We start from the raw sequence: 24378 nt of genomic DNA on the forward strand, positions 1-24378 counted from the left end.
GCCTCACGGCACATGGACGCCGAGCGTGTCGCTTCCCAGGGTGACATCACGGCGGAGATCGCCCGCATCGCAGCGCAATACCAGGGCGGCGGGGGAGTCGGGCATGGCGACCGGCCGCTGCTCGACTACCCGCCGTACCGCAGCACGATCCTGCGCCATCCCAAGCAACCCTTGGTCGTCGTCGATCCCGAGGGCGTCGAACGCTGGGCGCCGTGCTTCGGCCACCAGGACGTCGACCCCCTCGACGCCGACCTGACGGCCGGTCATGCGGGCGAGCCGATCGGCGAGCGGGTCGTCGTGACCGGACGCGTCCTGGACGAATCCGGCCGGCCGGTGGTGGGCCAGCTGGTGGAGATCTGGCAGGCCAACGCCGCCGGTCGCTACCGCCACCGGCGCGACCAGCATCCGGCGCCGCTCGACCCGAACTTCACCGGTGCGGGCCGCTGCCTGACCGGTCCGGATGGCACCTACCGGTTCCTGACCATCAAGCCCGGGCCCTACCCGTGGCGCAACCACCACAACGCGTGGCGCCCGGCGCACATCCACTTCTCCGTCTTCGGAACCGCTTTCATCCAGCGCCTGGTCACCCAGATGTACTTCCCGGGTGACCCGATGTTCGCGCTGGATCCGATCTTCCAGTCGATCCTCGATCCCGCCGCGCGCCAACGGCTGATCTCTCGATACGACCACGACCTCAACGTGCCGGAGTACGCGACCGCTTACCGGTGGGACATTGTGCTTGCCGGTGGCGCAGGCACCCCGACAGAAGGCGAGCATGACTGAATCAGCTTGCACGCCAGGGCAAACCGTCGGGCCGTTCCTCGATCTGGGATTGCCGTATCCCGGTGACAACCTCATGGTCGACGACGGCCATCCGCAGGCCATCCGGCTGCACGGCACGGTGTACGACGGTGCCGGCGCGGCCGTCCCGGACGCACTGGTGGAACTCTGGCAACCCGACGGCGCGGGACGCGTTCCGCGACAAGCCGGTTCGCTCCGGCGCCATCGGGATACCTCATTCACCGGGTGGGGGCGTTGCGCGACCGACGACGCCGGACACTACGCGTTCACCACCCTGACGCCCGGTTCGGCGATCGCCGGGCGGCCGCCCTTCTTCGCGCTCACGGTGTTCGCCCGGGGACTGCTGGACCGGCTCTTCACCCGCGCCTACCTGCCCGGCGCCGACCCGAACGCCGATCCGCTGCTGGCGGCGGTCGCCGCCGAGCGTCGGCCCGCATTGCTGTGCACCGCCGAAAATAACGGCGCCGCTTACCGTTTCGATATCCACCTGCAGGGCCCGGCCGAGACCGTGTTCCTGGCGTATCGGGACGACGCGCGATGACCAACCTGTTGTGGCCCGGAGACCATCGCGCCGGGGAGCACATGACGGACCGGGCGCTGCTCGCATCGATGGTGGCGGTGGAAGCGGTGTGGCTGAGCGCCCTGGCGACCGCCGGTCTGGCGCCGGCCGCCTGCGCCGAAGCGGACATCGGGAACCTGGCCACGCCCGGCGACTGTGAGTCGCTCGCGGTCTCCGCCGAGGACGGCGGCAACCCGGTCATTGTACTGGTGGCCCTGCTGCGGCAGCGGGCCGAACCGGCCGTCGCGCCCTGGATTCACCGCGGGCTCACCAGTCAGGACGTCCTGGACACCAGCCTGATGCTGGCCGTGCGGGCGGTCGCCGATGAGCTGACAGCCCAACTGACACAGCAGATTTCCACACTGTCCGAACTCGTAGCCCGGCACCGGGACACGCCGATGGTGGCCCGCACCCTCACCCAGCACGCCGCGCCCACCACGTTTGGCGGCAAGGCCGCCGGCTGGCTGAGCGGAGTCATCGACGCGTTCGAGCGGGTGGCCGCGCTGACCACACCGATCCAACTCGGCGGCGCGGCAGGCACGTTGGCCGCGACGACGGAGCTGGCGGCATTGCTCACCGGCGCGACCGACCCGGCCGGCGTCTCACTGCAGCTAGTGCGAAGCACCGCAACCGCATTGGGATTGGCCGCGCGGTCGCCGTGGCACACCACCCGCGCACCGGTCACCGCGGCCGCCGACGCCTTCGTCGGCTGCACCGACGCCTGGGGCCGCATCGCCTCGGACATCGTCACCCTGGTCCGACCGGAGATCGCCGAACTCAGCGAGCCGGCAACCGGAAACCGCGGTGGCTCGTCGTCGATGCCCCACAAGCGAAACCCGGTGCTGTCCATCCTGATCCGCCGTGCCGCCATCGCGGCCCCGCCATTGGCTGCGACGCTGCACACCGCCGCGGCGCTGGCCAACGACGAGCGGCCCGACGGGGCGTGGCATGCCGAATGGGACACCCTGCGCACGCTGGGCCGGCGCAGCGTCGTCGCGGGATCCCAGAGTGGGGAGCTGCTGGCCGGATTGACCGTACATACGCAGCGGATGGCCGAAAACGTCAACGCCGCAGACATTGCGGGCGAACAGCGGGCGATCGCCGAGCTGGCGGGCAAGGAGCCGTCCGCCACCTACTTCGGCGCCGCCGGCCGGTTGATCGACGACTGCCTGAGCCGTGCGGCAACGGTGCTCGCTCAGCGCTGATAAATGCTGGCCAGCCAGATGTGCAGCAGCGTGTCGATCACCCGGTCTTCGGGGATCGCCTGATCCTCGGCGGTGAAGGCCGCGGCCATCATCCGCTCGCTCAACATGTTGAGCGCCACGGCCAGCTCCGCGGCCGGGATGGTGTCGGGGGCCGCGCCGCGTCCGCGCTCGGACTTGATCGCGATGGTGGTGTAGGAGATCCACTTGCTCATGAGTGCGGACCACAGCTGCCGCACCTCGGGGTTGGTCGCCTTGGCCGCGGCGCCCGCGACCGCGACGGCCCGGTGCGATCCGGACACCTCGAAGAACGCTTCGATGCGTGCCCGCCAGATCGCCTCGGGGTCGCCCGAAGACACGACGTCGAGCGCCCGCAGCGCCGCCTGCGCCTTGGCGTTCATCTGGTCGAGCAGCGACAGCAGCACCGCGTTCTTCGACCGGAAATAGAAGTAGAACGTGGGCCGCGAAATTCCGGCGCCTTTTGCTAGATCGTCGACGGAAAAGTCGGCCAGCGGTCGTTCCTCCAGCAGCCGCTCGGCGGTGGCAAGTATCGCTTGTTCGCGGTCGTCACCGGAGTGATGCGACGCGCGGCGGCCCCTCGAGGCCTGCGGATACTTTGTTTGTGTCGGGACGTCGGACACGCCCGTTACTGTTGGGCACGTCGATATACGTCAACGAAACTGTCGATGAAAACCAGCAATAATGTCGATTAAAAGCGTCGCTTTGCTGAACGACGTTTCAGTCGGCCACCGCGATTTCGATCGCCAGGCACTCGCTCAGCGCGTGCGCGGCCGCCCAGTCCCCGCCACACACGGCGCGCTCGAGTTCGTCGACCAGCGGGCTGTCGGCACCCAGGTCGGCCAGCCACGCCGCCACCGTCGCCGTGATCTCGTGCGCGGGTACCCGAGCGATGTGTCCTTTGTGGAGGCGGTCGGTCAGCTGGTAGATCGTGGCCGTCGGCCTGCGCTGCGGCCAATGAACCATCCATTTCGGTGAATTCATCGTCCCCTCCCCGCTGGCCTCGACCACTCAACCGACCCCGACCGCGTGTTCAGCTCTAGGGCACAATAGTACGTCTGTACCAATGCGGTGGTCGGCATTTTCGCCGTGCGAAATCCCGTTTTTTTCAAGTCTTTGGTCATCGGATCGCCTACCTGGTCCTACATAAGTCAATTGGCCCGTCAACGCCGCGCCAGCGTGGCGCGGCCGCGGGCCATGATGCGTTCCAAAACGTTGTGGGACAGGTCGCCGTCGTTGGCCACCCGGGCGAGACCCCGCCGCCGCAGGAACATGTCGAGCCGTCGATCCGGTGACCAATCGGCATAAATGGACCCGAAGTAGTGCGACTGCAGGAAATCCGACGCCAACGCGTCGAGGTCGGACTCCGTCAACAACGGTGGGGTAGCACCCATAACCGGCAAGCTCCTTTGTTCTCCCCGCAACTGCCGCAGCCAAGTTTTGTCAGGGGGCGTAACTAAACCGTCACGCAGAGATTGCGGAACGGGCCCAAAGTGAGCCGGGGTGCAAAGGCGAAGGTTGAAGCGTTGCAGCGGTTGTCAGGCGGTGCCCGGCCCCGCCGGTTTATGCGCGACGATGGCGACGGCGGCCAACCGCTTGCGGTGTTTGTGGAACGTGCGGCGCATCGTCAGGACCCGCTTGCGCGCCTCGCGGTGCACGAGCACGTTCCTGGCGAATCGCAGCGCACCGAACAGCCCTTCGTCGGAGACCAGCCGGCGCGGCTGCAGCAGCGCCATGGGCGCTGTCGCCACATGATCGACCACCAACCCGTGCTCGGCGAGCAGTCTCGACCACTCCGCGACCGTCAAGGGACGGGCGTTGACCTTGATCGCCCGGGCGAGCGCCTGCCGGATTTCGGTGCTGATCTCCTCCGGCACGTCGTCCGGGGTAAGGGCGAGTTCGTGGATCGCGTAGCGCCCGCCCGGCCGCAACACCCGGGCCGCCTCGGCGACGATGGCCGCCTTGGCCGCCTCGCCCTGCATGCTCAGCATCGCCTCGCCGATGACCACATCGCTGCTGGCGTCCGGCAATCCGGTGTCGGCCGCGTCCGCGACCCGCACGGCCGCGTTTTGCGCACCGAGATCGCTGAGCACGCCGCGCACGACGTTGGCCGCGTCCGGGTCACCCTCGGCGCCGACGTACGACCGCGGCGCCCGGGCCACGATCTCGGTGGCGGTCCGGCCCAGGCCGGGTGCCAGTTCGACGACGTCGGCGCCGGTCAGTTCCGCGCTGGACAGCAGGGTGCGGGTCAGCTCGACACCGCCGGGGCGCAGCACGCGCTTACCGAGCCGCGCCAGCAGCCAATGCCCGGCGACCGCGTCGTCGGCGCGGCTCGAGGACGGTAGCGGCAGTTCGGAACCTGCTCGTTGTCCTGGCATCAGATCTCCTGCCGCGCAGCGCTTTCCACCGGCTCCAGGGCCAGCTCGAGATGTCCGGGGTGGCGCACGGGGGGTGGGGTCTCGATGAGTTTACCGATCCGGATCCGCCAGACGGTGGGGCCTTTGTCGAGGTACTCCCAGTCGTAACCGCCGGGATGGTCGGCCTCGAATTCGTCGTGCAGGTGCTTGGGGTCGTGGTTGTTGACCAGAACGAACGAGTCGCCGACTTGCAGCGCGGCATAGGTGGCGAAGATGGTCGGGTGCTTTTCCGGCTTGCGCAGTTGGCGTACATCAAGTTCGTTGGCGGCCATGGGTTCTCCGACCTTTACTCTAGTTTTCACAAGTACAGTTGTGTAAACTCTAGCCCATGACCTACGTGATCGGGAAGCCATGCATCGATGTGATGGACCGCGCATGCGTCGACGAATGCCCGGTGGATTGCATTTACGAAGGCGGCCGGGCCCTCTACATTCATCCCGATGAATGCGTCGACTGCGGCGCGTGTGAACCGGTCTGTCCGGTGGAGGCGATTTACTACGAAGATGACCTGCCTGAGGATCTCAAACCCTACCTGGCCGACAATGAGGCGTTCTTCGCTGAAACGCTGCCGGGTCGCGACGCCCCCCTGGGGTCCCCGGGTGGGGCGGGCAAGCTCGGTCCGCTCGGGGTCGACACACCTCTGGTGGCGGGCCAGCCCAGTGCCACCCACTCGGACGGGGCGTGAAGGACTAGGAGCGGGAGGGGCCCTTTGAAATCCGAGAAATCCGACAATTCCCAGAAGGCGCAGGACTCGTCAACCGGGGAATCGGCGGGCCGGCGACGCGCCGTGATGCGGCTGTTGCGGGCCTCGCCGGATCCGATGAGCATCGCCGGCATCGCCGGCGTGCTGGGTGTGCACCCCAACACGGTCCGCTTCCACCTCGACAGCCTGGTCGCTGACGGGCAGGTGGAGCACGTCGAGCTGGATCGGAAGGGTCCGGGACGCCCACCGCTGATGTTTCGCGCGGTCCGGCAGATGGATCGCGGCGGGACGCGGCACTATCGGCTGCTGGCCGAGATCCTGTCCATGGCCTTCGCCGACGAGCGCGACCCCGCGCCCAAGGCCCTGGCGGCGGGTCGCGCCTGGGGGCACAAGATGGATGCCGAACTGCACGCGGTGCCCGATGACGCCGACGGCGCCGAAGAGGCGATCGCCCGCTTGATCGAGGTGCTCGACGAACTCGGCTTCGCCCCCGAGCGCCGGATCAACGACGGACAGCAGCAGGTGGGGTTGCGGCACTGCCCCTTTCTCGAATTGGCCGAGAACTCCTCGAGCGTCGTCTGCCCGGTGCATCTGGGCCTGATGCAAGGAGCCATGGAGACCTGGGGAGCGCCCGTCTCGGTGGACCGGCTCGACCCGTTCGTCGAGCCGGATCTGTGTCTGGCTCACCTGACACTGGCGGCCAAATGAGCACCGGCACGGCGACTGCCGTTGCGCTGACCTTCATCTGGCTCGGCATGGTGCTCGCCATCTCGTTCCTGGAGGCCCCGCTGAAATTCCGGGCGCCCAATGTGACGCTGCAGATCGGGCTCGGCATCGGGCGGTTGGTGTTTCGCGCGCTCAACACCGTCGAGGTGGCTTTCGCCCTCGTCATCGGGGCCATCGTGGTGGCCGGTCCGACCCCGGCGGGCGTCAGGGTGGCGATCGCCGTCGCCGTGGCCGCACTGGCCATCCAGCTGGTCGCGGTGCGCCCCGCGCTGACCCGTCGGGCGGACAAGGTGCTCGCCGGATCGGACGGGCCGCGTTCCCGCGCCCACTACGGGTACGTCGCCCTGGAGGCGGTCAAAGTCATCGGCCTCATCGCGGCGGGGATACTGCTACTGAGCGGCTAACAGCAACCCTCAAGGCCTCATGAGGGCCTTGCAACTTCGAAGGACCATTATGGATTCCATCTCGCTGACCGAGCTCTCGTCCGAAAAGCTCGCCGAGGCCAAGCAATCGCACAGCGGACGGGCCGCCCACACGATTCACGGCGGTCACACCCACGAGCTCCGCCAGACACTGCTGGCCCTGCTCGCCGGGCACGACCTGTCCGAACACGACAGCCCCGGTGAGGCGACGCTGCAGGTGCTGCAGGGTCACGTGCGGCTGACGACCAACGGCGACGCCTGGGACGGCAAGGCCGGTGAATACGTTGCGATTCCCGCCGAACGGCACGCCCTGCACGCGGTCGAGGATTCGGTGGTGCTGCTGACCGTGCTGAAGACCATTCCGTCGGCGCACTAACGGACGATGCTGTCGACGCCCTGGTCAACGAGTTTCGGTCTGCGGGTCCCCATCGTCAATGCCCCGATGGGCGGGGTGGCCGGCGGCCGCCTGGCCGCCGCGGTCACCGCGGCCGGTGGCCTCGGCATGGTCGGCATGGGCAGCGTCGCGTCCAGGGAGTTGCTCGCCGAGCAGCTTCGGCACGTCGACGGGCGGTTCGGCATCGGCATGGTCGACTGGGTGATGCGCAACGAGGACGGGCTGCTCGAGGATGCGCTGGCCGCCCGCCCGGCCCTGTTGTCGGTCAGCTTCGGAACGGAATGGTCATGGGTCGCCAAGGCGCATGACGCCGGAATCCCCACCGTGACACAGGTTTACGACGGCGTCGGGGCCCGGCGGGCCGTCGACGCGGGCGTCGACATCCTGGTCGCGCGCGGATCCGAGGGCGGCGGGCACGGCGAGGACAAGCTGGGGCTGCTGCCGCTGCTGGACGCCGTTCTGGATGCCGTCACCGTCCCGGTGCTGGCCGGTGGCGGCGTCGCCTCGGCGCGCAGCCTGGCCGCGGTGCTGGCCGCCGGTGCCAGCGGGGCGTGGGTGGGCACCCGGTTGTCGGCATGCCCGGAGGCGCTGACCGGCGACGCCGGGCGCCGGGCCCTGGTCACGGCCACCGAAACCGACACCGCGGTCACCCGGGTTTTCGACGTCGCCAAGGGCCTGCCCTGGCCGGCGCGGTTCCCGTCGCGGGTGTTGGCCAACGATTTCGTCGAGCACTGGACGGGCCACGAGGAAGCGATGGACGCGGGGGCCTGCGATGAGCTGGCCGCCGCGATCGCCGCGGGGGACTGCCGGATCGCGCCGGTGGATGCCGGTCAGGGCGTCGGGATGATCCGCGGCGACGCCTCGGTGGCCGACGTCATCGACGAGATGTGTACGGGCGCTGAAGGATTGCTGTCCGGGTGGGGCTCGTAGCGGGAACTATTCGGGGCCGGGCGTGAGCACGACGCAGCACCGGTCCCGGTCGGGGCAGAGGCGCGCGTCGGGCCGGTGCGGTCCGAGCGCCTCGGCCACGCCGGTGATCAGCGCGTGGTTCATGGTGCAGGCCAGTTCCGTCTGCTCCTGTGCCAGGGCATGGAACGGGCAATTGGCGAGCTCGACCTCACCGTCGCCGAACCGCGGCTCGTAGCCGTACCGGCTCAGCACCCGGACCGCCCGCTTCAGCGCGGCGGCGGCGTCCTGCGGGGGCGCAGGCCCCGAAAACGCAGTGGCGCCCATGGTTCGGCCGTACTCGCGGGCGACACCGTTGAGGACCTCGGCGACGGGCTCGCCGGTATCGGCCGAGCGGGTGATGGCCGTCGCCATCAAGCGCCCGGCCAGCTCGTACTCCCGCTGCGGCAGGCTGACCGCGATGTCGCGGCGCGTCCTGCGATACAGCTTGGAGGTACGTCCGGCGCCGGGGCCCGAGCGTCCGGACAGGCGCGCGTAATCGGCTTCCAGCAGGCCCTCGGCGGTGAGCCGGTCCAGGTGAAACTTGGCCTGGTGGTGGGCGATTCCGACGGCGTCAGCCGCCTGGTCGCGGCTCACCAGTCCCGGTTGGGCGCACACGAACTCGTAGAGCTGTCGGCGCACCGGATCGGTGAGCGCGCCGATCGCTGCGGCGTCGCGCTCCAGGGCGTCCGCGTCGTCCATTCGACCGCCATTTCTAACAGACAAAATGCTTGACGCTACAGTGTACTGGATCTAACGTTCAAATTATTATCCGTTAGAAATGGAGGCTCCCATGAGCACCGAGCAAGTCAGCCCCACCCCCGCCCTGACCGACCAGCTGAGGGATCCGGCCTTCTCGGCATACGTCGCGCTGCGAACCGTGTTCACCGTCGCGCCCATAGTTTTCGGGCTGGACAAGTTCTTCAACCTGCTGACCCACCCGCATCACTGGAGCATGTATCTGGCCGGCTGGATCAACGACCTGGTGCCCGGGACGGCCGATCAGTGCATGTACCTGGTGGGGGTCATCGAGATCGTGGCCGGGGTCCTGGTTGCGGTGGCCCCGCGCTGGGGCGCCTGGGTGGTCGCGGCGTGGCTCGCCGGCATCATCATCGACCTGGTCAGCGGCCCCGGCTTCTACGACGTCGCGCTGCGCGACTTCGGTCTGCTCGTCGGCGCCGTCGCACTGGCCCGGCTGGCGCAGGGCGTGCACAGCGGCAGCATCGGGGGCGGCGCGCGGTAGCGCCCGCCGTCACACCGCGCGCAGGTAGCGCTTGGCGATGACGCGCTGGCCCAGCTTCACCACCGGCCCGCCGGCCTTGCTCCACCAGGTGGCGGGCCGGGAGAAGGCCGACACCTCCGCGTACACCGCCGCGGTGACCGGGTCGTGGCGAACCACGAAGCGTTCCTCGCCGGACTCCGGATGGCCGGGCAGGGTGCCGTAGCCGAAGCCCCGGATGTCGGGCTCGTCGACGACGTAGACGACGCGGCAGGGCGCGGGCAGAAAGCCCATCTTCACCACCACCACCGCGTCGACGACGGCGATCTCGGAGCTGGCCCGTACGCGCAACCCGGATCCGCGCTGCATGCCCCAGCGCATGACGGCGGCGGCGGCCTGCTCGAAACGTTGCCGGCCCGTGCCGATTTGGCGCTCGGCGTGTTGATGGTCGTATCCGGCGGGCAGCTCGCCGGACGCCGTCGCCCCCACTTCGGAGTAGGTCAGGGGAAGTTCCTCGAGCGCTCGCAGGTCCACGTGCTCAGCTTGCCACGCCGAGATGCGCGGCCGCATTCGGCGCGTACGGTCGTAGAAGTGACCGTAGAAAACTCGAAAACTGTTGCAGGGGCATCCGGAACATTCACCTTCGGCGGCGACATGACCGTCAACCGGCTCGGCTTCGGCGCGATGCGCCTGACGGCAAAGGGCGTGTGGGGCCCGCCCGACGACCGCGACGAATGCGTCCGGGTGCTGCGGCGGGCCGTCGAACTCGGGGTGAACTTCATCGACACCGCCGACTCCTACGGTCCATACGTCTCCGAGGAGATCATTCGCGAGGCGCTGCACCCCTACGACGGTCTGGTGATCGCGACCAAGGCGGGGCTGCTGCGCACCGGCCCGGACATCTGGATCCCGTTGGGCAATCCCAGTTATCTGCGTCAGGAATGCGAGATGAGCCTGCGCCGGCTGGGCGTGGACACCATCGACCTGTTCCAGCTGCACCGCATCGACGCGAACTTCCCGCTCGAAGACCAGGTGGGTGAGCTGCTGACCCTGAAGAACGAGGGCAAGATCCGCCACATCGGCCTGTCCGAGATCGATGCCGACCAACTCAACGCGGCCCTGCGGATCACCGAGATCGTGTCGGTGCAGAACATGTACAACCTGACCGCCCGCGGCGCCGAGCCGCTCCTGGACACCGCGACCAGGCAGGGCATCGCGTTCATCCCGTGGTTCCCGCTGGCCGCCGGGCCGCTGGCCGCCGCCGACGGCCCGCTGCAGCGCATCGCCGCCGACCACGACGCGTCGCCGTCACAGTTGGCGCTGGCGTGGTTGCTGAAACGCTCGCCGGTGATGGTGCCGATCCCCGGCACGTCCAAGGTTGCGCACCTGGAGGAAAACGTCGCCGCCGCCCAGATCGAGCTGTCCGACGACGAGTTCGAAACGTTGTCGGCCGCCGGGGCGCAGCAGCCGGCCTAACCACCGCGCGAAAGCCCGTCGGCCGGGCAATACGGTGTTGTGGTGGCCGAACATCAGCGACACCCCGGCGGGGGATTCAATCCGCCGGAACCGACGACCAAGGGCGGGCCCGACTACGGCCGGTTCATCGACGCCGTCCGCGCGTTGCAGGACCACGCCCGGGCCGCCGACGCTCCCGACGAGGTCATCACCGAGGCCGCTGACCTCCTGGAGAAGGCGTCGGCGCTGCTGGCGCCGTTCGACGCCGACGAATGGGCGTCCCCGTCGGGCCGGCGGATGGACCTGCCGATGCGCGGCAACATCCTGACGATCCCGATGAAGGTCCGGAACGGGCCGCTAAAAGGCACTGACGGCCGCATCCACGGCCAGGCCCGCTTCGCCCGGTTCCACCTGGGCCGCAACGGCGCCGTGCACGGCGGCGCGCTGGGGATGCTGTTCGATTCGATCCTCGGGTTGTCGGCCTCGGTGCTCACCGGCAACCCGCGACAGCGCACCGCCTACCTCAAGATCGACTACCGCCACATCGTCCCGGTGGAAAAGGAACTGCAGTTCGACGCCGGCATCGATCGGGTGGACGGGCGCAAGATCTTCGTGTCCGGCCGGTTGACCGACGGCGAGCAGCTGCTGACCGAAGCCGACGCGCTGTTCGTGCGGCTCAAACCGGGCCAGCCCTGAAGGCACGTTCCCCGAGTGGGTACCCCGGTCGGTGTGGTGATCGCCGAGCTGACTATGACGGACTTATTCCGTGCGGTAGACCTGACCGGCGTGTTCGGCAATGCGCTGTTGGGCGGCGTGGTCGCCCGCAAGGCGAAACTGGATTTCGTCGGCTTCGCCGCGCTCGCTGTGCTGTCCGGCCTGGGCGGCGGCATCATCCGCGACACCCTGCTCCAGCACGGCACCCCCATCGCGCTCACCGACTACGCCTACCTGCTGACCGCATTGGCGGGCGCGGGGATCGCGTTCGTGTTCCGGATTGAAGGCCGATTGTGGAACGGGGTGTGGCCGATCGTCGATGCGCTGGCACTGGGCTGCTGGGCCGCAACCGGTGCGCACAAGACGCTTGCCGTGGGGCTCGGCTGGTTGGCCGCGCTGCTACTGGGCACGATCTCGGCGGTCGGTGGGGGCGCCACGCGCGACATCGTGATGCGACGGGTGCCGGGCATCTTCGGCGGCAACACGTTGTACGCCACTTGCGCGCTCGCCGCCAGCGGTGTGTTGGTGCTCTTCAATTACCAAAACCACCCAACCCCAGGGCTTTTGGGTGGAGCGCTGACCGGAATGGTGTTGTGCTGGCTTTCGCAGCGACGTGGCTGGATGTTGCCTCCCGCTGGAAAATGTTATGCCACAGGGCGTTTCGTAGTACATCGTCGCAACAGAAAAGATGTGGAAGATGGACACTGACTCGGCGGTACTCGCAGGCCTGGCCGACGTCCGTGGCTGGCAGCAGGACTTTTATCGCAACCTGCACCAGCACCCCGAACTGTCCCATCAAGAACACAAGACCGCTGCGGCAGTGGCCCAACGGCTCCGCGGCCTCGGCTACGACGTGCACGAGGGCGTCGGGGGCACCGGCGTCGTGGGGATGCTGCGCAACGGCGAGGGCCCAACCGTGCTGCTGCGTGCCGACATGGACGCGCTGCCGGTGGCCGAAGACACCGGCCTGGCGTACGCCAGCGCCGTCATCGCCACCGATAAAGACGGCAACGAAGTGCCGGTGATGCACGCCTGCGGGCACGATGTCCACGTCACCTGTCTGCTCGGCGCGGCCTCGCTGCTGGCCGCGGCACCGGGGCATTGGCACGGCACGGTGATCGCGTTGTTCCAGCCCGCCGAGGAAGTCGGTGACGGCGCGCGGCGCATGGTCGAGGACGGCCTGGCGACGCTGGTAGGTCACGTCGATGTCGCACTGGCCCAACATGTTCTTCCGTTTCCGGCGGGTCAGGTGGCCACGCAACCCGGTCCAGTCCTGACGACCGCCGACAGCATGCGGATCACCGTGTACGGCCGCGGCGGACACGGCTCGATGCCCCAGGCGACCGTCGATCCCGTCGTGCTCGCCGCCATGATCGTGATCCGGCTGCAGACCGTCGTCGCCCGTGAGGTCGCACCGACCGATCCCGCGGTGCTGACCATCGGCCGGATCGAGTCGGGTACCAAGAGCAACGTCATCGGCGACCGTGCGGTGCTGGAACTGAATCTGCGCACTTATAGCGGGCAGACCCGCAACCGGATCCTGGATGCGATCCGGCGCATCGTCACCGCCGAATGCCAAGCCTCGAACTCCCCGAAAGACCCGCAATTCGAGCTCTTCGACCACTATCCGGCGACCAACAACGACCCAACGGTCACCGGACGGGTGCGCGCCGCGTTCGACGACTACTTCGGCGACCGGGCATGCGACCTGCCGCCGCAGACCGCTAGCGAGGACTTCAGCGACATCCCCAACGCCCTCACTACGCCTTACAGCTATTGGGGTATCGGCGGGATCGATCCCGACACCTACCAGGCGGCCGCCGCGGCGGGCCGCGTCAGCGAGGACATTTCCGTCAACCACTCGCGGACGTTCGCCCCCGTCATCCAACCCACTCTCGACACCGGCACCCAGGCGTTGGCCGTGGCCGCGCTGGCCTGGCTGGCACGACGCTAATCGGCACCAAATATGTTGGAAATCAATACTTTTGATGACCTCGGCGTGGTCGAGGTGTCCCCAACGGCAGCGTTTCCTCCTCGTGGTCGAGTTCGCGTTCGAGCACGCGAAGGCTCTGGTCGGGCAGCATGCCTGCATCACGCCAGCGCACGAGTTCGTCGCGTTGCGCATCGATGGCCGCCCGCCGTATTCCGACTGCGGCCTCGTACTCAGGGGAGCGGGCGAGCTCACCGGAATCCGAGAGCAGATCGAGGCGACGTAGATATCGTTCAAGTCGGGCGGACAACTGCCTTCGCACTCCGTCGATTGCCCGATGATCGACGTCATCACGACCCTGTTGATCCAACTCGTCGAGCCTGTCGAGCGCCGCCTGAACCGCGGCCGTGCGAGCCCGATTACGCAGGCGTACTTCGTCCACGGTGTTGGCGCGCAGACCCAGCGCACGCACCAGCGGACCGAACGTGATGCCCTGGCCGATCAACGTCACCAGCACCACCACCAAGGTGCAGAACAGCAACAGGTCCCGGTCGGGAAACGGTGCGTGGCTGTCGGTCACGAACGGAACTGCGAAAATCGCGGCGAGGCTGACCACGCCCCGGGTGCCGGCCCAGCTCAGCACGAGGACTTCGCGGCCACTGAGGCGCTCGGAGTTGCGGCCGGGCCGCCGGCCCGCGTCTGCTTCGGCTGTTTCGTTCGCCGCGGACCCGGAGACATCGCCCAGGCGGGTGTGCAGCGGCCGCGGAAGTGACTGGGTGACCAGCAGCCACAGCGGCCGCACCAAGAGAACCACCGCGACGGTGACGCTGACCGCCAGGATGATTGTCGACAGTTGATAGCCGCCCAGGTCGTCGAGAATGGCCGGCAGCTGATGGCCGATCAGCAAGAACACCAGGCCTTCGAGCAGGAAGTTGACCAGCCGCCAGACGGCCCTGGTCTGCAATCGGTTCGCCCCCGATTCCAGCCGGGGCGAGTCGTGGCCGACGATCAAGCCACACACCACGACCGCCAGCACGCCGGAGGCGGAGAGCTCCTCGGCCACCAGATAGGTGACAAACGGTGTGGCCAGCGAGATCGCATTGGCCGTCAGCACGTCTTGTCGCCAACGGCGAAGGAGACGCCGGCAGAATGCGAACACCACACCCACCAGGAGCCCGCCCACCGCCGCCAGCGCGAACTGCCGGATCGCCGCCGGAGCCGAGAACGCTCCACCGCGCGCCACCGTGATGGCGATTGAGAGCGTGGTCAGCGCGGTCGCGTCGTTGAGCAGTCCTTCGCCCTCGATCAGGGTGACGATGTTGAGCGGGAGGCCTTCCTTGCGGGCGACAGCGAGCGCGGCCACCGGATCGGTCGGCGCCACCGCGGCACCGAGCACCAGGCCCACCGCGAGCGTCGCACCGCTGACGAGCAGGCCGAATGCGACGCTGACGGCGGCCGCGGTGAGCAGAACGAGGACCACCGACAGGCTGATGACGGTGCGCAGATTGCGGCGTATGCCGACCAGTGAGGATTCCAGCGCCGCGTTGAAGAGCAGCGGCGGCAATACGCAGGTCATCACCACGTCGGGCTCGAGGCTGATGTTCGGCCCAGGCACCAGCGCATAACCGATGCCGACCAGAACCAGAAGCGTCGCACTGGGCAATCCGGTGCGTTCGCTGATCCAATTGACCAGCACGATGGCCGTGATGGCGCCGAGCAGCAACATCAAAGCCGTCTGCGCCCCCATAGGACCCATCCTGCCGGACAGGTGGGCGCCCGCTCGACGGCCCTGCTCGGCTTCGAACCGCCCCGATAGCATGGTCGTCGACCCACCGAGCCTTGGAGACCGCCGCGATGACCGTCCCCGCACAGCCTGCCCCAGCAGCCCCGATCCGGGTGCCTGCCGGGACCACCGCGGCCGCCGCGGTCGGCGAAGCCGGGCTGCCGCGCCGGGGCGCGCCCGAGGCCGTCGTGGTGGTGCGCGACGACTCGGGAAAGTTGCGCGACCTGAGCTGGACACCCGACACCGACACCGACGTCGTTCCCGTGGCCGCCAACACCGACGAGGGCCGCAGCGTCATCCGGCATTCGGCCGCGCACGTGTTGGCGCAGGCCGTGCAGGACCTCTTCCCGGACGCCAAGCTGGGCATCGGGCCCCCGATCACCGACGGCTTCTACTACGACTTCGACGTGGCCGAACCGTTCACCCCCGAAGACCTGGCGGCGCTGGAGAAGCGGATGCGCCAGATCATCAAGGAGGGCCAGCTGTTCGAGCGGCGTGTCTACGAGTCCAAGGACCAGGCACGCACCGAGCTGGCCGACGAGCCCTACAAGCTCGAACTGGTCGACGACAAATCCGGCGACCCCGACATCATGGAGGTCGGCGGCGACGAGCTCACGGCGTACGACAACCTCAATCCCCGTTCCCGCGAACGGGTTTGGGGCGACCTGTGTCGCGGTCCGCACATCCCCACCACCAAGCACATCCCGGCGTTCAAGCTGACCCGCAGCTCGGCGGCGTACTGGCGGGGCGATCAGCGCAACGCCAGCCTGCAGCGCATCTACGGCACCGCGTGGGAGACGCAGGAGGCGCTGGACAAGCACCTGGAGCTGATCGCCGAGGCCCAGCGCCGCGACCACCGCAAGCTGGGCGTGGAGCTGGACCTGTTCAGCTTCCCCGACGAAATCGGTTCGGGGCTGGCGGTTTTCCACCCCAGGGGCGGCATCATCCGCCGGGAGCTGGAGGAGTACTCGCGCCGCAAGCACGAGCAGGCGGGCTACGAGTTCGTCAACACCCCGCACATCACCAAGGAGCAGCTCTACGTCACGTCGGGGCACCTGGAGTGGTACGCCGAGGGGATGTACCCGCCGATGCATCTCGACGCCGAGTTCAACCCGGACGGCACGGTACGCAAGCCCGGCCAGGACTACTACCTCAAGCCGATGAACTGCCCGATGCACCACCTGATCTACCGGTCCCGCGGGCGCTCCTATCGCGAACTTCCGTTGCGGCTCTTCGAATTCGGCAGCGTCTACCGCTACGAGAAGTCCGGCGTGATCCACGGCCTGACCCGGGTGCGCGGGATGACGCAGGACGACGCGCACATCTACTGCACCCGCGAGCAGATGCGCGACGAGCTGACCTCGGTGCTGCGCTTCGTACTCGACCTGCTGGCCGACTACGGCCTCAACGACTACTACCTGGAGCTGTCCACCAAGGACCCGGAGAAGTCGGTGGGCTCCGACGAGGTGTGGGAGGAAGCCACCGAGATCCTGCGCGAGGTCGGTGAGGCCTCGGGCCTGCAGCTCGTTCCCGACCCGGGCGGCGCGGCGTTCTACGGACCGAAGATCTCGGTGCAGGTCAAGGACGCGCTGGGCCGCAGCTGGCAGATGTCGACGCTGCAGATCGACTTCAACATGCCGGACCGATTCGAACTGGAATACACCGCGTCCGACGGATCCCGGCAGCGGCCGGTGCTCATCCACCGGGCGCTGTTCGGCTCGATCGAGCGGTTCTTCGGCATCCTCACCGAGCACTACGCGGGGGCCTTCCCGGCCTGGCTGGCGCCGGTGCAGGCGGTGGGCATCCCGGTCGCCGACGAGCACGTGGAATACCTGGAAAGCATTGCCGCACAGCTGAAGTCACACGGCGTGCGGGTCGAGGTCGACGCCAGCGATGACCGGATGGCCAAGAAGATCGTGAATCAAACGAACCTGCGGGTGCCGTTCATGTTGCTGGCCGGTGACCGCGACGTGCAGGCCGGGGCCGTGAGCTTCCGATTCGGTGACCGCACCCAGATCAACGGCGTGCCCCGCGACAACGCGGTCGAGGCGATCGTGAAGTGGATCGCCGATCGCGAGAATTCCGTGCCCACGGCCGATCTCGTGAAAGTGTCGAGTGGTGAGTGACTGTGACTGATCGCGAGCCCGTGGAGCAGGGTGCCGACGACACCATCCTGGACAGGGGTGTCGGCGAGCGAGATCACCTGCAGCGGTTGTGGACTCCGTACCGGATGACCTATCTGGCCGAAGCGCCGCTGAAGCGCGACCCCAACTCTTCAGGCAAGACCGAGCAGCCGTTCAGCGACATTCCGCACCTGTCCGACGAGGACGGCCTGGTGGTCGCCCGCGGCGAGCTGGTCTACGCCGTGCTCAACCTCTACCCGTACAACCCCGGACACCTGATGGTGGTGCCCTACCGGCGGGTCTCCGAGCTCGAGGACCTGACCGACCCGGAGAGCGCGGAGCTGATGTCCTTCATCCAGAAGGCAATTCGCGTCATCAAGAACGTGTCGCGGCCGCACGGCTTCAACGTCGGCCTGAACCTGGGGACGTCGGCCGGCGGGTCACTGGCCGAACACCTGCATGTGCACGTGGTGCCGCGCTGGGGTGGCGATGCGAATTTCATCACCATCGTCGGCGGGTCCAAGGTGATCCCGCAACTGCTGCGCGAGACGCGTCAGCTGCTGGCCACGGAGTGGACGAAACAACCATGAGCAAAATGCCGTTCCTTTCCCGGGCGGCGTTCGCGCGGCTGACCACTCCGACCGCAAGGGCATGCCTGCGGATGGGTTTGACCCCCGACGTCGTCACCATCGTGGGCACCACCGGATCTGTGGCGGGGGCGCTGACGCTGTTCCCGATGGGCAAGCTGTTCGCGGGTGGCTGCGTGGTCTGGTTCTTCGTCCTGTTCGACATGCTTGACGGGGCGATGGCCCGGGAACGGGGCGGCGGCACCCGGTTCGGCGCGGTGCTGGACGCGACCTGTGACCGGGTCAGCGACGGCGCGGTGTTCTGCGGGCTGCTGTGGTGGATCGCCTTCGGCCTGCACGACACGCTGCTGGTGGTAGCCACGCTGATCTGCCTGGTCACCTCGCAGGTGATCTCCTACATCAAGGCGCGCGCCGAAGCCAGCGGGCTGCGCGGCGATGGCGGCTTGATCGAACGGCCGGAACGGTTGATCATCGTGCTGGTGGGCGCTGGCGTGTCGGACTTTCCCTATGTTGCCTGGCCGCCCGCGCTGCCGGTCGCGATGTGGGTGCTGGCGGTGGCGAGCCTGGTCACCTGCGCGCAGCGGTTGCACACGGTGCGCACCTCGCCGGGGGCGACCGACCGGCTGATGGGCCAGCCGTGATTCCCACTCCGCCGGGCATGAAAGTGATTGGGGCACAACGCCGGCTGGCGAGCCGGCTGGTGGGCCGGCTGACCGGTGGAATAAACGCCGACTGGGCCTATGCGTCCGGCTGGATGGCGGTGCGGGCGATGCCGGAGTTCGCCGCGCGCAACGCCTTTGAGGCCGGGGCGCGGTACGCGGCCCGCGGCGGCGGCCCCGACCAGCTGCGCAAGAACCTGGCCCGCGTCGTCGGGGTGTCGCCCGGGGACGTGCCGGACTCGCTGATGCGTGCCTCGCTGGCCTCCTACGCCCGCTATTGGCGCGAGGCGTTCCGGCTTCCGGGCATGGACCTGCGCGAGCTGGGCCGCGAGCTGCACGACTCCGTCCTGGGCCGGGACCACATCGAGGCGGCGCTGGCCGGCGGCCGCGGCGCGGTGATCGCGTTGCCGCACAGCGGCAACTGGGACATGGCCGGGGTGTGGCTGGCGCAGACGCACGGCACGTTCACCACCGTCGCCGAGCGGCTCAAACCCGAATCGCTGTACCGGCGCTTCATCGCCTACCGCGAACGCCTCGGCTTCGAGGTGCTGCCGCTGTCCGGGGGAGAACGGTCGCCGTTCGACGTGCTGTGCGATCGGCTGCGCGACAACCGGGTGGTGTGCCTGATGGCCGAGCGCGACCTCACCCGCACCGGCGTGCAGGTCGACTTCTTCGGTGAGCCCACCCGGATGCCGGCCGGGCCGGCGAAGCTCGCGATCGCGACCGGGGCCGACCTGCTGCCGGCACACTGCTGGTTCGACGGCCCGGGCTGGGGGGTGTCCATCCACCCGCCCCTGGATTGCACCGGCGGCGACGTCAAAGCCATCACCCAGGCGATGGCCGATCAGTTCGAGAAGAACATCGCCACCTACCCCCAGGACTGGCACATGCTGCAGCCGCAGTGGCTGGCCGACCTTCCCGAAGCCAAGCAGGCCCGGCTGAAGGAAACCTGATGCGGATCGGGATGGTCTGTCCCTACTCGTTCGACGTTCCGGGCGGGGTTCAGTCGCACGTCCTGCAGCTGGCCGAGGTGATGCGGGGCCGCGGGCACGAGGTCAGCGTGCTCGCACCGTCGTCGCCGCACGCGTCGCTGCCCGACTACGTCGTCTCGGCGGGCAAGGCCGTCCCGATTCCCTACAACGGGTCGGTGGCCCGGCTGCGGTTCGGGCCCGCGACCCACCGCAAGGTGAAAAAGTGGCTCGCCGAAGGCGATTTCGACGTGCTGCACCTGCACGAGCCCAACGCGCCGAGCCTGTCCATGCTGGCGCTGAACATCGCCGAGGGTCCGATCGTCGCCACGTTTCACACGTCGACCACCAAATCGCTGACGCTGACGGTGTTTCAGGGCATCCTGCGCCCGATGCACGAGAAGATCGTCGGCCGGATCGCGGTCTCCGATCTGGCCCGCCGCTGGCAGATGGAGGCGCTGGGCACCGACGCGGTGGAGATACCCAACGGCGTCGACGTGGCCTCCTTCGCCTCGGCGGCGCGCCTGGACGGCTACCCGCGCGCCGGCAAGACGGTGTTGTTCCTGGGCCGCTACGACGAGCCGCGCAAGGGCATGTCGGTGCTGCTCGATGCGCTCCCCGGGTTGGTCGAGCGTTTCGCCGACGTGCAGCTGCTGATCGTCGGGCGCGGCGACGAGGACCAATTGCGGGCCCAGGCAGGCGAATTGGTGGACCACATCCGCTTCCTGGGTCAGGTCGACGACGCGGGCAAGGCGTCGGCCATGCGCAGCGCCGACGTGTATTGCGCACCCAACCTCGGCGGGGAGAGTTTCGGCATCGTCCTGGTCGAGGCGCTGGCCGCCGGCACCCCGGTGGTGGCCAGCGACCTGGACGCCTTTCGGCGCGTGCTGCAGGGCGGCGACGTGGGCTGCCTGGTGCCCGTCGGCGACGGCGACGCGCTCGCCGATGCGCTGATCGCGGTGCTGGAGGATGATGTGCTGCGGGAGCGTTACATAACGGCCGGCTCGGCAGCCGTCCAGCGCTACGACTGGTCAGTGGTGGCCAGCCAGATCATGCGGGTGTACGAGACGGTCGCCGCTTCGGGCGCCAAGGTTGAGGTGGCCAGTTGATGACATGGCTGATCGTCGCCATCGCGGTCTTCGTCGCGGTGCTGGCGGTCTTCGGCGCCTGGGCTTACCGGACGGCCAACCGGCTGGACCGGCTGCACGTCCGCTACGACCTGTCGTGGCAGGCGCTCGACGGCGCGCTGGCACGGCGCGCGGTGGTGGCGCGCGCCGTCGCCATCGACGCCTACGGCGGCGCGTCCGAGGGGCGGCGGCTGGCGGCGCTGGCCGACGCGGCGGAGGGGGCGGCGCGGCCCGCGCGGGAGAACGCCGAGAACGAGCTGTCGGCCGCGCTGGCGATCGTTGATCCGGCTTCGCTGCCGGCCGGGCTGATCGCCGAGCTGGCCGACGCCGAGGCCCGGGTGGTGCTGGCCCGTCGCTTCCACAACGATGCCGTCCGGGACACCCTGGCGCTGGCCGAACGGCCCCTGGTGCGGCTGTTCCACCTGGGCGGGACCGCCGCGTTGCCCAGCTATTTCGAGATCGTCGAGCGGCCGCACGCGCTGGCCCACGGCGACGCACGTTTTGAAGGCCTCCTCAACCACCGCACCTCGGCGCGCATCGTGCTGCTCGACGACACCGGCGCGGTGCTGCTGTTGTGCGGTTCGGATCCCGCGCTCGCCGAGCGGCACGCGCCCAAGTGGTGGTTCACGGTGGGCGGCGAAGTCCAGCAGGGGGAGCGGCTGGCCGAGGCCGCCGCGCGGGAGCTGGCCGAGGAAACGGGCCTGCGGGCCGCGCCGGCCGACATGGTCGGGCCGGTGTGGCGGCGCGACGAGGTCTTCGAGTTCAACGGCTCGCTGATCGACAGCGAGGAGTTCTACTTCGTCTACCGCACCCACCGATTCGAGCCGTCGCGCACCGGCCGAACCGAACTGGAACACAGCTACATCCACGGCCACCGCTGGTGTGACGCTGCCGACATCGCCGCGCTGGTCGCGGCGGGGGAGACGGTATACCCCATGCAGCTATCCGGACTGCTCACCGAAGCGGCGGCGCTGGCCGGCGGCCGCACCCCCGGGCCGCTGCTGTCCATCCGCTGACTCCGCGGTGTCAACGCGGGCCAAAGCGCCTCATTAGACTGGGTCGACAACGGTTGAAGGAGATCATGCAGTGACTACCGCCCACCCCAACAACGGGCGAACCGGAACGGCGCGCGTCAAACGCGGCATGGCCGAGATGCTCAAGGGCGGCGTCATCATGGACGTCGTCACCCCCGAGCAGGCCAAGATCGCCGAGGCCGCCGGCGCCGTCGCCGTGATGGCGCTGGAGCGGGTGCCCGCCGACATCCGCGCCCAGGGCGGGGTGTCGCGGATGAGCGACCCCGACATGATCGAGGGCATCATCGCCGCCGTCACCATCCCGGTGATGGCCAAGGCACGCATCGGCCACTTCGTCGAGGCGCAGATCCTGCAGAGCCTCGGCGTGGACTACGTCGACGAGTCCGAGGTGCTCACCCCCGCCGACTACACCCACCACATCGACAAGTGGAAGTTCACCGTGCCGTTCGTGTGCGGGGCGACCAACCTCGGCGAGGCGCTGCGGCGCATCAACGAGGGCGCGGCCATGATCCGCTCCAAGGGCGAAGCCGGCACCGGTGACGTGTCCAACGCGACCACCCACATGCGGGCCATCGGCGGCGAGATCCGGCGCCTGACATCGCTGTCCGAGGATGAGTTGTACGTCGCGGCAAAGGAATTGCAGGCCCCCTACGAGCTGGTCGTCGAGGTGGCACGGGCGGGCAAGCTGCCGGTCACGCTGTTCACCGCGGGCGGCATCGCCACCCCGGCGGACGCGGCGATGATGATGCAGCTCGGGGCCGAGGGCGTGTTCGTGGGCTCGGGCATCTTCAAATCCGGCGATCCCGCGCAGCGCGCCGCGGCGATCGTCAAGGCGACCACCTTCTACGACGACCCCGACGTGCTGGCCAAGGTGTCCCGCGGGCTGGGCGAGGCGATGGTCGGCATCAACGTCGAGCAGATCGCGGAGCCCCATCGGCTGGCCGAGCGCGGCTGGTAAAAACAGTCCGTGTCGATCCAAGAGATCCTCGATCTCGAGCAGCTCGAGGTCAACATCTATCGCGGCAGCGTGTTCAGCCCGGAATCGGGCTTCCTGCAGCGCACGTTCGGTGGCCACGTGGCGGGGCAGTCGCTGGTGTCCGCGGTGCGCACCGTCGACCCGCAGTACCAGGTGCACTCGTTGCACGGGTACTTCCTGCGGCCCGGGGACGCCAAGGAGCGCACGGTGTTCATCGTCGAGCGCTCCCGCGACGGCGGCTCGTTCGCCACTCGCCGGGTCAACGCGATCCAGCACGGCGAAATCATCTTCAGCATGGGCGCCTCCTTTCACACCGACCAGGAAGGCATCCATCACCAGGACGTGATGCCGGCCGCGCCGCCGCCCGACGGGCTGCCCGGGCTGGACTCGATCAAGGTCTTCGACGACGCCGGCTTCAAGCAGTTCGAGGAGTGGGACGTCTGCATCGTGCCGCGCGACCTGCTGCAGCTCTCGCCGGGCAAGGCCGCGCAGCAACAGGTTTGGTTCCGCCACCGCGACCCGCTGCCCGACGACCCGGTGCTGCACATCTGCGCGCTGGCCTACATGAGCGACCTGACCCTGCTGGGATCGGCCCAGGTCACCCATCTCGACGTGCGGGAGCACCTGCAGGTGGCGTCGCTGGACCACGCCATGTGGTTCATGCGCCCGTTCCGGGCCGACGAATGGCTGCTGTACGACCAGTCCTCGCCGTCGGCCAGCAGTGGCCGTTCACTGTGCCAGGGCAAGATCTTCACCCAGTCGGGCGAGATGGTCGCGGCGGTCATGCAGGAGGGGCTGACCCGCTTCAAGCGCGGATACCAGCCGACCACCCAGTGAGCGCCCCGCGGATCGGGGTGCTGGCGCTGCAGGGCGACACCCGCGAACACCTGTCCGCGCTGCGCGAGGCCGGGGCCGAGTCGATGCCGGTGCGCCGGCGCAGCGAGCTCGAGTCGGTCGACGGCCTGGTCATTCCCGGTGGGGAATCGACCACCATGAGCCACCTGCTGCTCGACCTCGGCCTGCTGGAGCCGCTACGGGGGCTGCTGGCCGACGGGCTGCCCGCCTACGGCGCGTGCGCGGGCATGATCCTGCTGGCCAGCGAGATCCTCGACGCCGGCGCGGGCGGGCGCGAGGCGCTGCCGCTGCGCGCGATCGATATGACGGTGCGCCGCAACGCTTTTGGGCGGCAGGTCGACTCGTTCGAGGGCGACATTCCGTTCACGGGGCTGGGCGATCCGGTGCGCGCGGTGTTCATCCGCGCACCCTGGGTCGAGCGCACCGGTGACGGCGTCGAAGTGCTGGCCACCGCGGCCGGGCACGTCGTCGCGGTGCGGCAAGGCCGCAAGCTGGCCACCGCGTTTCACCCCGAGATGACCGGCGACCGGCGCATCCATCACCTGTTCGTCGACCTCGTCACCGGCTGACCGCCCGACGGGTGGTCACATGTGCCGCCCTCCGGTGGTGCGTGTGCGTACGCGAAGCGCTAGCGGATGCGCTATCGCTTTCCGGGGCGCGCATATCCCCATTCAGCCGTGACTCCTGGGGCCACTGCGACCGCTGGGTAGACGCCGGGCCAGCCACCGCGACCGTCCACGTAGACTCGTCTGGCCACAAAA

30 protein-coding genes are annotated in these 24378 nt (G+C 68.6%); 22 read left to right on the forward strand and 8 right to left on the reverse strand.

Annotated features, from left to right (window positions below; genetic code table 11):
- Positions 1–12 precede the first annotated feature (12 nt).
- The 3 genes from pcaH to A5688_RS00570 are packed head-to-tail and all read left to right on the forward strand — an operon-like array spanning position 13 to position 2565.
- Positions 13–783 carry a protocatechuate 3,4-dioxygenase subunit beta gene (pcaH, locus tag A5688_RS00560; RefSeq protein WP_067914885.1) on the forward strand — a complete coding sequence of 257 codons (771 nt, stop codon included), beginning with the start codon at positions 13–15 and terminating at the stop codon, positions 781–783.
- Positions 776–1342 (forward strand): protocatechuate 3,4-dioxygenase subunit alpha, encoded by a 567-nt coding sequence (gene pcaG / locus A5688_RS00565; RefSeq protein ID WP_067914886.1) that lies wholly within the window; start codon positions 776–778, stop codon positions 1340–1342. The genes pcaH and pcaG overlap by 8 nt, the downstream gene beginning before the upstream one ends.
- Positions 1339–2565: a lyase family protein gene (locus A5688_RS00570; protein ID WP_067914888.1), complete on the forward strand. Its 1227-nt coding sequence runs from the start codon at positions 1339–1341 to the stop codon at positions 2563–2565. The genes pcaG and A5688_RS00570 overlap by 4 nt, the downstream gene beginning before the upstream one ends.
- Here the strand turns inward: A5688_RS00570 and A5688_RS00575 are convergent.
- The 5 genes from A5688_RS00575 to A5688_RS00595 all read right to left on the reverse strand — a co-directional run bounded on the left by A5688_RS00575 (position 2556) and on the right by A5688_RS00595 (position 5269).
- On the reverse strand, positions 2556–3203 hold the full coding sequence (locus tag A5688_RS00575; protein ID WP_067827627.1) for a TetR/AcrR family transcriptional regulator: 648 nt from the start codon (positions 3201–3203) through the stop codon (positions 2556–2558). The genes A5688_RS00570 and A5688_RS00575 overlap by 10 nt on opposite strands.
- Positions 3204–3300: 97 nt before the next feature.
- Entirely contained in the window at positions 3301–3564 is a 264-nt protein-coding gene (locus A5688_RS00580; protein ID WP_067827630.1) for a hypothetical protein, read from the reverse strand.
- Between the two features lie 179 nt (positions 3565–3743).
- Complete coding sequence (locus tag A5688_RS00585; protein WP_179970132.1) at positions 3744–3953, reverse strand: hypothetical protein; 210 nt, start codon at positions 3951–3953, stop codon at positions 3744–3746.
- 165 nt (positions 3954–4118) lie between these two features.
- Positions 4119–4958 carry a methyltransferase domain-containing protein gene (locus A5688_RS00590; RefSeq protein WP_067914890.1) on the reverse strand — a complete coding sequence of 280 codons (840 nt, stop codon included), beginning with the start codon at positions 4956–4958 and terminating at the stop codon, positions 4119–4121.
- Positions 4958–5269, reverse strand: a complete 312-nt coding sequence (locus A5688_RS00595; protein WP_067827638.1) for a DUF2249 domain-containing protein — start codon at positions 5267–5269, stop codon at positions 4958–4960. Before A5688_RS00595 ends, A5688_RS00590 begins: the two co-directional genes overlap by 1 nt.
- A gap of 56 nt (positions 5270–5325) precedes the next feature.
- Here A5688_RS00595 and fdxA point away from each other — a divergent pair, with 56 nt between their 5' ends.
- The 5 genes from fdxA (at position 5326) to A5688_RS00620 (ending at position 8172) form a co-directional block, all read left to right on the forward strand.
- A complete protein-coding gene (fdxA, locus tag A5688_RS00600) occupies positions 5326–5682 on the forward strand; it encodes a ferredoxin (protein ID WP_067827641.1) in 357 nt (118 codons plus the stop codon).
- A 105-nt stretch (positions 5683–5787) separates the two neighbouring features.
- A complete protein-coding gene (locus A5688_RS00605; RefSeq protein ID WP_242660419.1) occupies positions 5788–6408 on the forward strand; it encodes a helix-turn-helix transcriptional regulator in 621 nt (206 codons plus the stop codon).
- Positions 6405–6830, forward strand: a complete 426-nt coding sequence (locus A5688_RS00610) for a hypothetical protein (protein ID WP_067827646.1) — start codon at positions 6405–6407, stop codon at positions 6828–6830. The genes A5688_RS00605 and A5688_RS00610 overlap by 4 nt, the downstream gene beginning before the upstream one ends.
- A gap of 49 nt (positions 6831–6879) precedes the next feature.
- Positions 6880–7224, forward strand: a complete 345-nt coding sequence (locus A5688_RS00615; protein WP_067827649.1) for a cupin domain-containing protein — start codon at positions 6880–6882, stop codon at positions 7222–7224.
- 6 nt (positions 7225–7230) lie between these two features.
- On the forward strand, positions 7231–8172 hold the full coding sequence (locus A5688_RS00620) for an NAD(P)H-dependent flavin oxidoreductase (RefSeq protein WP_067914895.1): 942 nt from the start codon (positions 7231–7233) through the stop codon (positions 8170–8172).
- A 6-nt stretch (positions 8173–8178) separates the two neighbouring features.
- On the opposite strand, the gene A5688_RS00625 is transcribed toward A5688_RS00620, so the two are convergent.
- On the reverse strand, positions 8179–8889 hold the full coding sequence (locus A5688_RS00625) for a helix-turn-helix transcriptional regulator (protein ID WP_067827655.1): 711 nt from the start codon (positions 8887–8889) through the stop codon (positions 8179–8181).
- A gap of 91 nt (positions 8890–8980) precedes the next feature.
- Between A5688_RS00625 and A5688_RS00630 the strand changes: the two genes are divergently transcribed.
- On the forward strand, positions 8981–9430 hold the full coding sequence (locus tag A5688_RS00630) for a DoxX family membrane protein (protein WP_067914897.1): 450 nt from the start codon (positions 8981–8983) through the stop codon (positions 9428–9430).
- A 9-nt stretch (positions 9431–9439) separates the two neighbouring features.
- Here the strand turns inward: A5688_RS00630 and A5688_RS00635 are convergent, their stop codons facing one another.
- Positions 9440–9940 (reverse strand): DUF1990 family protein, encoded by a 501-nt coding sequence (locus A5688_RS00635; RefSeq protein ID WP_067827926.1) that lies wholly within the window; start codon positions 9938–9940, stop codon positions 9440–9442.
- Between the two features lie 57 nt (positions 9941–9997).
- Here A5688_RS00635 and A5688_RS00640 point away from each other — a divergent pair, with 57 nt between their 5' ends.
- From A5688_RS00640 to A5688_RS00655, 4 genes are read left to right on the forward strand one after another with little or no spacing between them, the layout of a single operon-like run.
- Entirely contained in the window at positions 9998–10882 is an 885-nt protein-coding gene (locus A5688_RS00640; protein ID WP_067914899.1) for an aldo/keto reductase, read from the forward strand.
- Positions 10883–10921: 39 nt separating this feature from the next.
- On the forward strand, positions 10922–11557 hold the full coding sequence (locus A5688_RS00645) for a PaaI family thioesterase (RefSeq protein WP_067827664.1): 636 nt from the start codon (positions 10922–10924) through the stop codon (positions 11555–11557).
- A 33-nt stretch (positions 11558–11590) separates the two neighbouring features.
- Positions 11591–12283 carry a trimeric intracellular cation channel family protein gene (locus A5688_RS00650; RefSeq protein WP_067914901.1) on the forward strand — a complete coding sequence of 231 codons (693 nt, stop codon included), beginning with the start codon at positions 11591–11593 and terminating at the stop codon, positions 12281–12283.
- Positions 12273–13529 carry an amidohydrolase gene (locus A5688_RS00655; RefSeq protein ID WP_067914903.1) on the forward strand — a complete coding sequence of 419 codons (1257 nt, stop codon included), beginning with the start codon at positions 12273–12275 and terminating at the stop codon, positions 13527–13529. The genes A5688_RS00650 and A5688_RS00655 overlap by 11 nt, the downstream gene beginning before the upstream one ends.
- A gap of 22 nt (positions 13530–13551) precedes the next feature.
- Here A5688_RS00655 and A5688_RS00660 read toward each other — a convergent pair whose 3' ends face one another.
- Entirely contained in the window at positions 13552–15261 is a 1710-nt protein-coding gene (locus tag A5688_RS00660; RefSeq protein ID WP_242660420.1) for a Na+/H+ antiporter, read from the reverse strand.
- 98 nt (positions 15262–15359) lie between these two features.
- On the opposite strand from A5688_RS00660, the gene thrS reads away from it, so the two are divergent.
- The 9 genes from thrS to pdxT all read left to right on the forward strand — a co-directional run bounded on the left by thrS (position 15360) and on the right by pdxT (position 24186).
- On the forward strand, positions 15360–17414 hold the full coding sequence (gene thrS / locus A5688_RS00665; RefSeq protein ID WP_067914922.1) for a threonine--tRNA ligase: 2055 nt from the start codon (positions 15360–15362) through the stop codon (positions 17412–17414).
- A 2-nt stretch (positions 17415–17416) separates the two neighbouring features.
- Positions 17417–18001 (forward strand): HIT family protein, encoded by a 585-nt coding sequence (locus A5688_RS00670; RefSeq protein WP_067827673.1) that lies wholly within the window; start codon positions 17417–17419, stop codon positions 17999–18001.
- Entirely contained in the window at positions 17998–18639 is a 642-nt protein-coding gene (gene pgsA / locus A5688_RS00675; protein WP_067914905.1) for a phosphatidylinositol phosphate synthase, read from the forward strand. Before A5688_RS00670 ends, pgsA begins: the two co-directional genes overlap by 4 nt.
- Positions 18636–19610 (forward strand): phosphatidylinositol mannoside acyltransferase, encoded by a 975-nt coding sequence (locus tag A5688_RS00680; RefSeq protein WP_242660418.1) that lies wholly within the window; start codon positions 18636–18638, stop codon positions 19608–19610. Before pgsA ends, A5688_RS00680 begins: the two co-directional genes overlap by 4 nt.
- The gene (locus A5688_RS00685) at positions 19610–20734 is read left to right on the forward strand and encodes a glycosyltransferase family 4 protein (RefSeq protein ID WP_067827682.1); all 1125 of its coding nucleotides are present in this window, start codon (positions 19610–19612) and stop codon (positions 20732–20734) included. The genes A5688_RS00680 and A5688_RS00685 overlap by 1 nt, the downstream gene beginning before the upstream one ends.
- Entirely contained in the window at positions 20734–21768 is a 1035-nt protein-coding gene (locus A5688_RS00690) for an NUDIX hydrolase (RefSeq protein ID WP_067827686.1), read from the forward strand. The genes A5688_RS00685 and A5688_RS00690 overlap by 1 nt, the downstream gene beginning before the upstream one ends.
- 70 nt (positions 21769–21838) lie before the next feature.
- Positions 21839–22744 (forward strand): pyridoxal 5'-phosphate synthase lyase subunit PdxS, encoded by a 906-nt coding sequence (pdxS, locus tag A5688_RS00695; protein ID WP_067827688.1) that lies wholly within the window; start codon positions 21839–21841, stop codon positions 22742–22744.
- A gap of 9 nt (positions 22745–22753) precedes the next feature.
- Positions 22754–23599: an acyl-CoA thioesterase II gene (tesB, locus tag A5688_RS00700; protein ID WP_067914908.1), complete on the forward strand. Its 846-nt coding sequence runs from the start codon at positions 22754–22756 to the stop codon at positions 23597–23599.
- Positions 23596–24186 carry a pyridoxal 5'-phosphate synthase glutaminase subunit PdxT gene (gene pdxT, locus A5688_RS00705; protein ID WP_067827693.1) on the forward strand — a complete coding sequence of 197 codons (591 nt, stop codon included), beginning with the start codon at positions 23596–23598 and terminating at the stop codon, positions 24184–24186. Before tesB ends, pdxT begins: the two co-directional genes overlap by 4 nt.
- Positions 24187–24378 lie beyond the last annotated feature (192 nt).

The organism is Mycobacterium mantenii (assembly GCF_001667865.1).
Classification (GTDB): domain Bacteria; phylum Actinomycetota; class Actinomycetes; order Mycobacteriales; family Mycobacteriaceae; genus Mycobacterium; species Mycobacterium mantenii_A.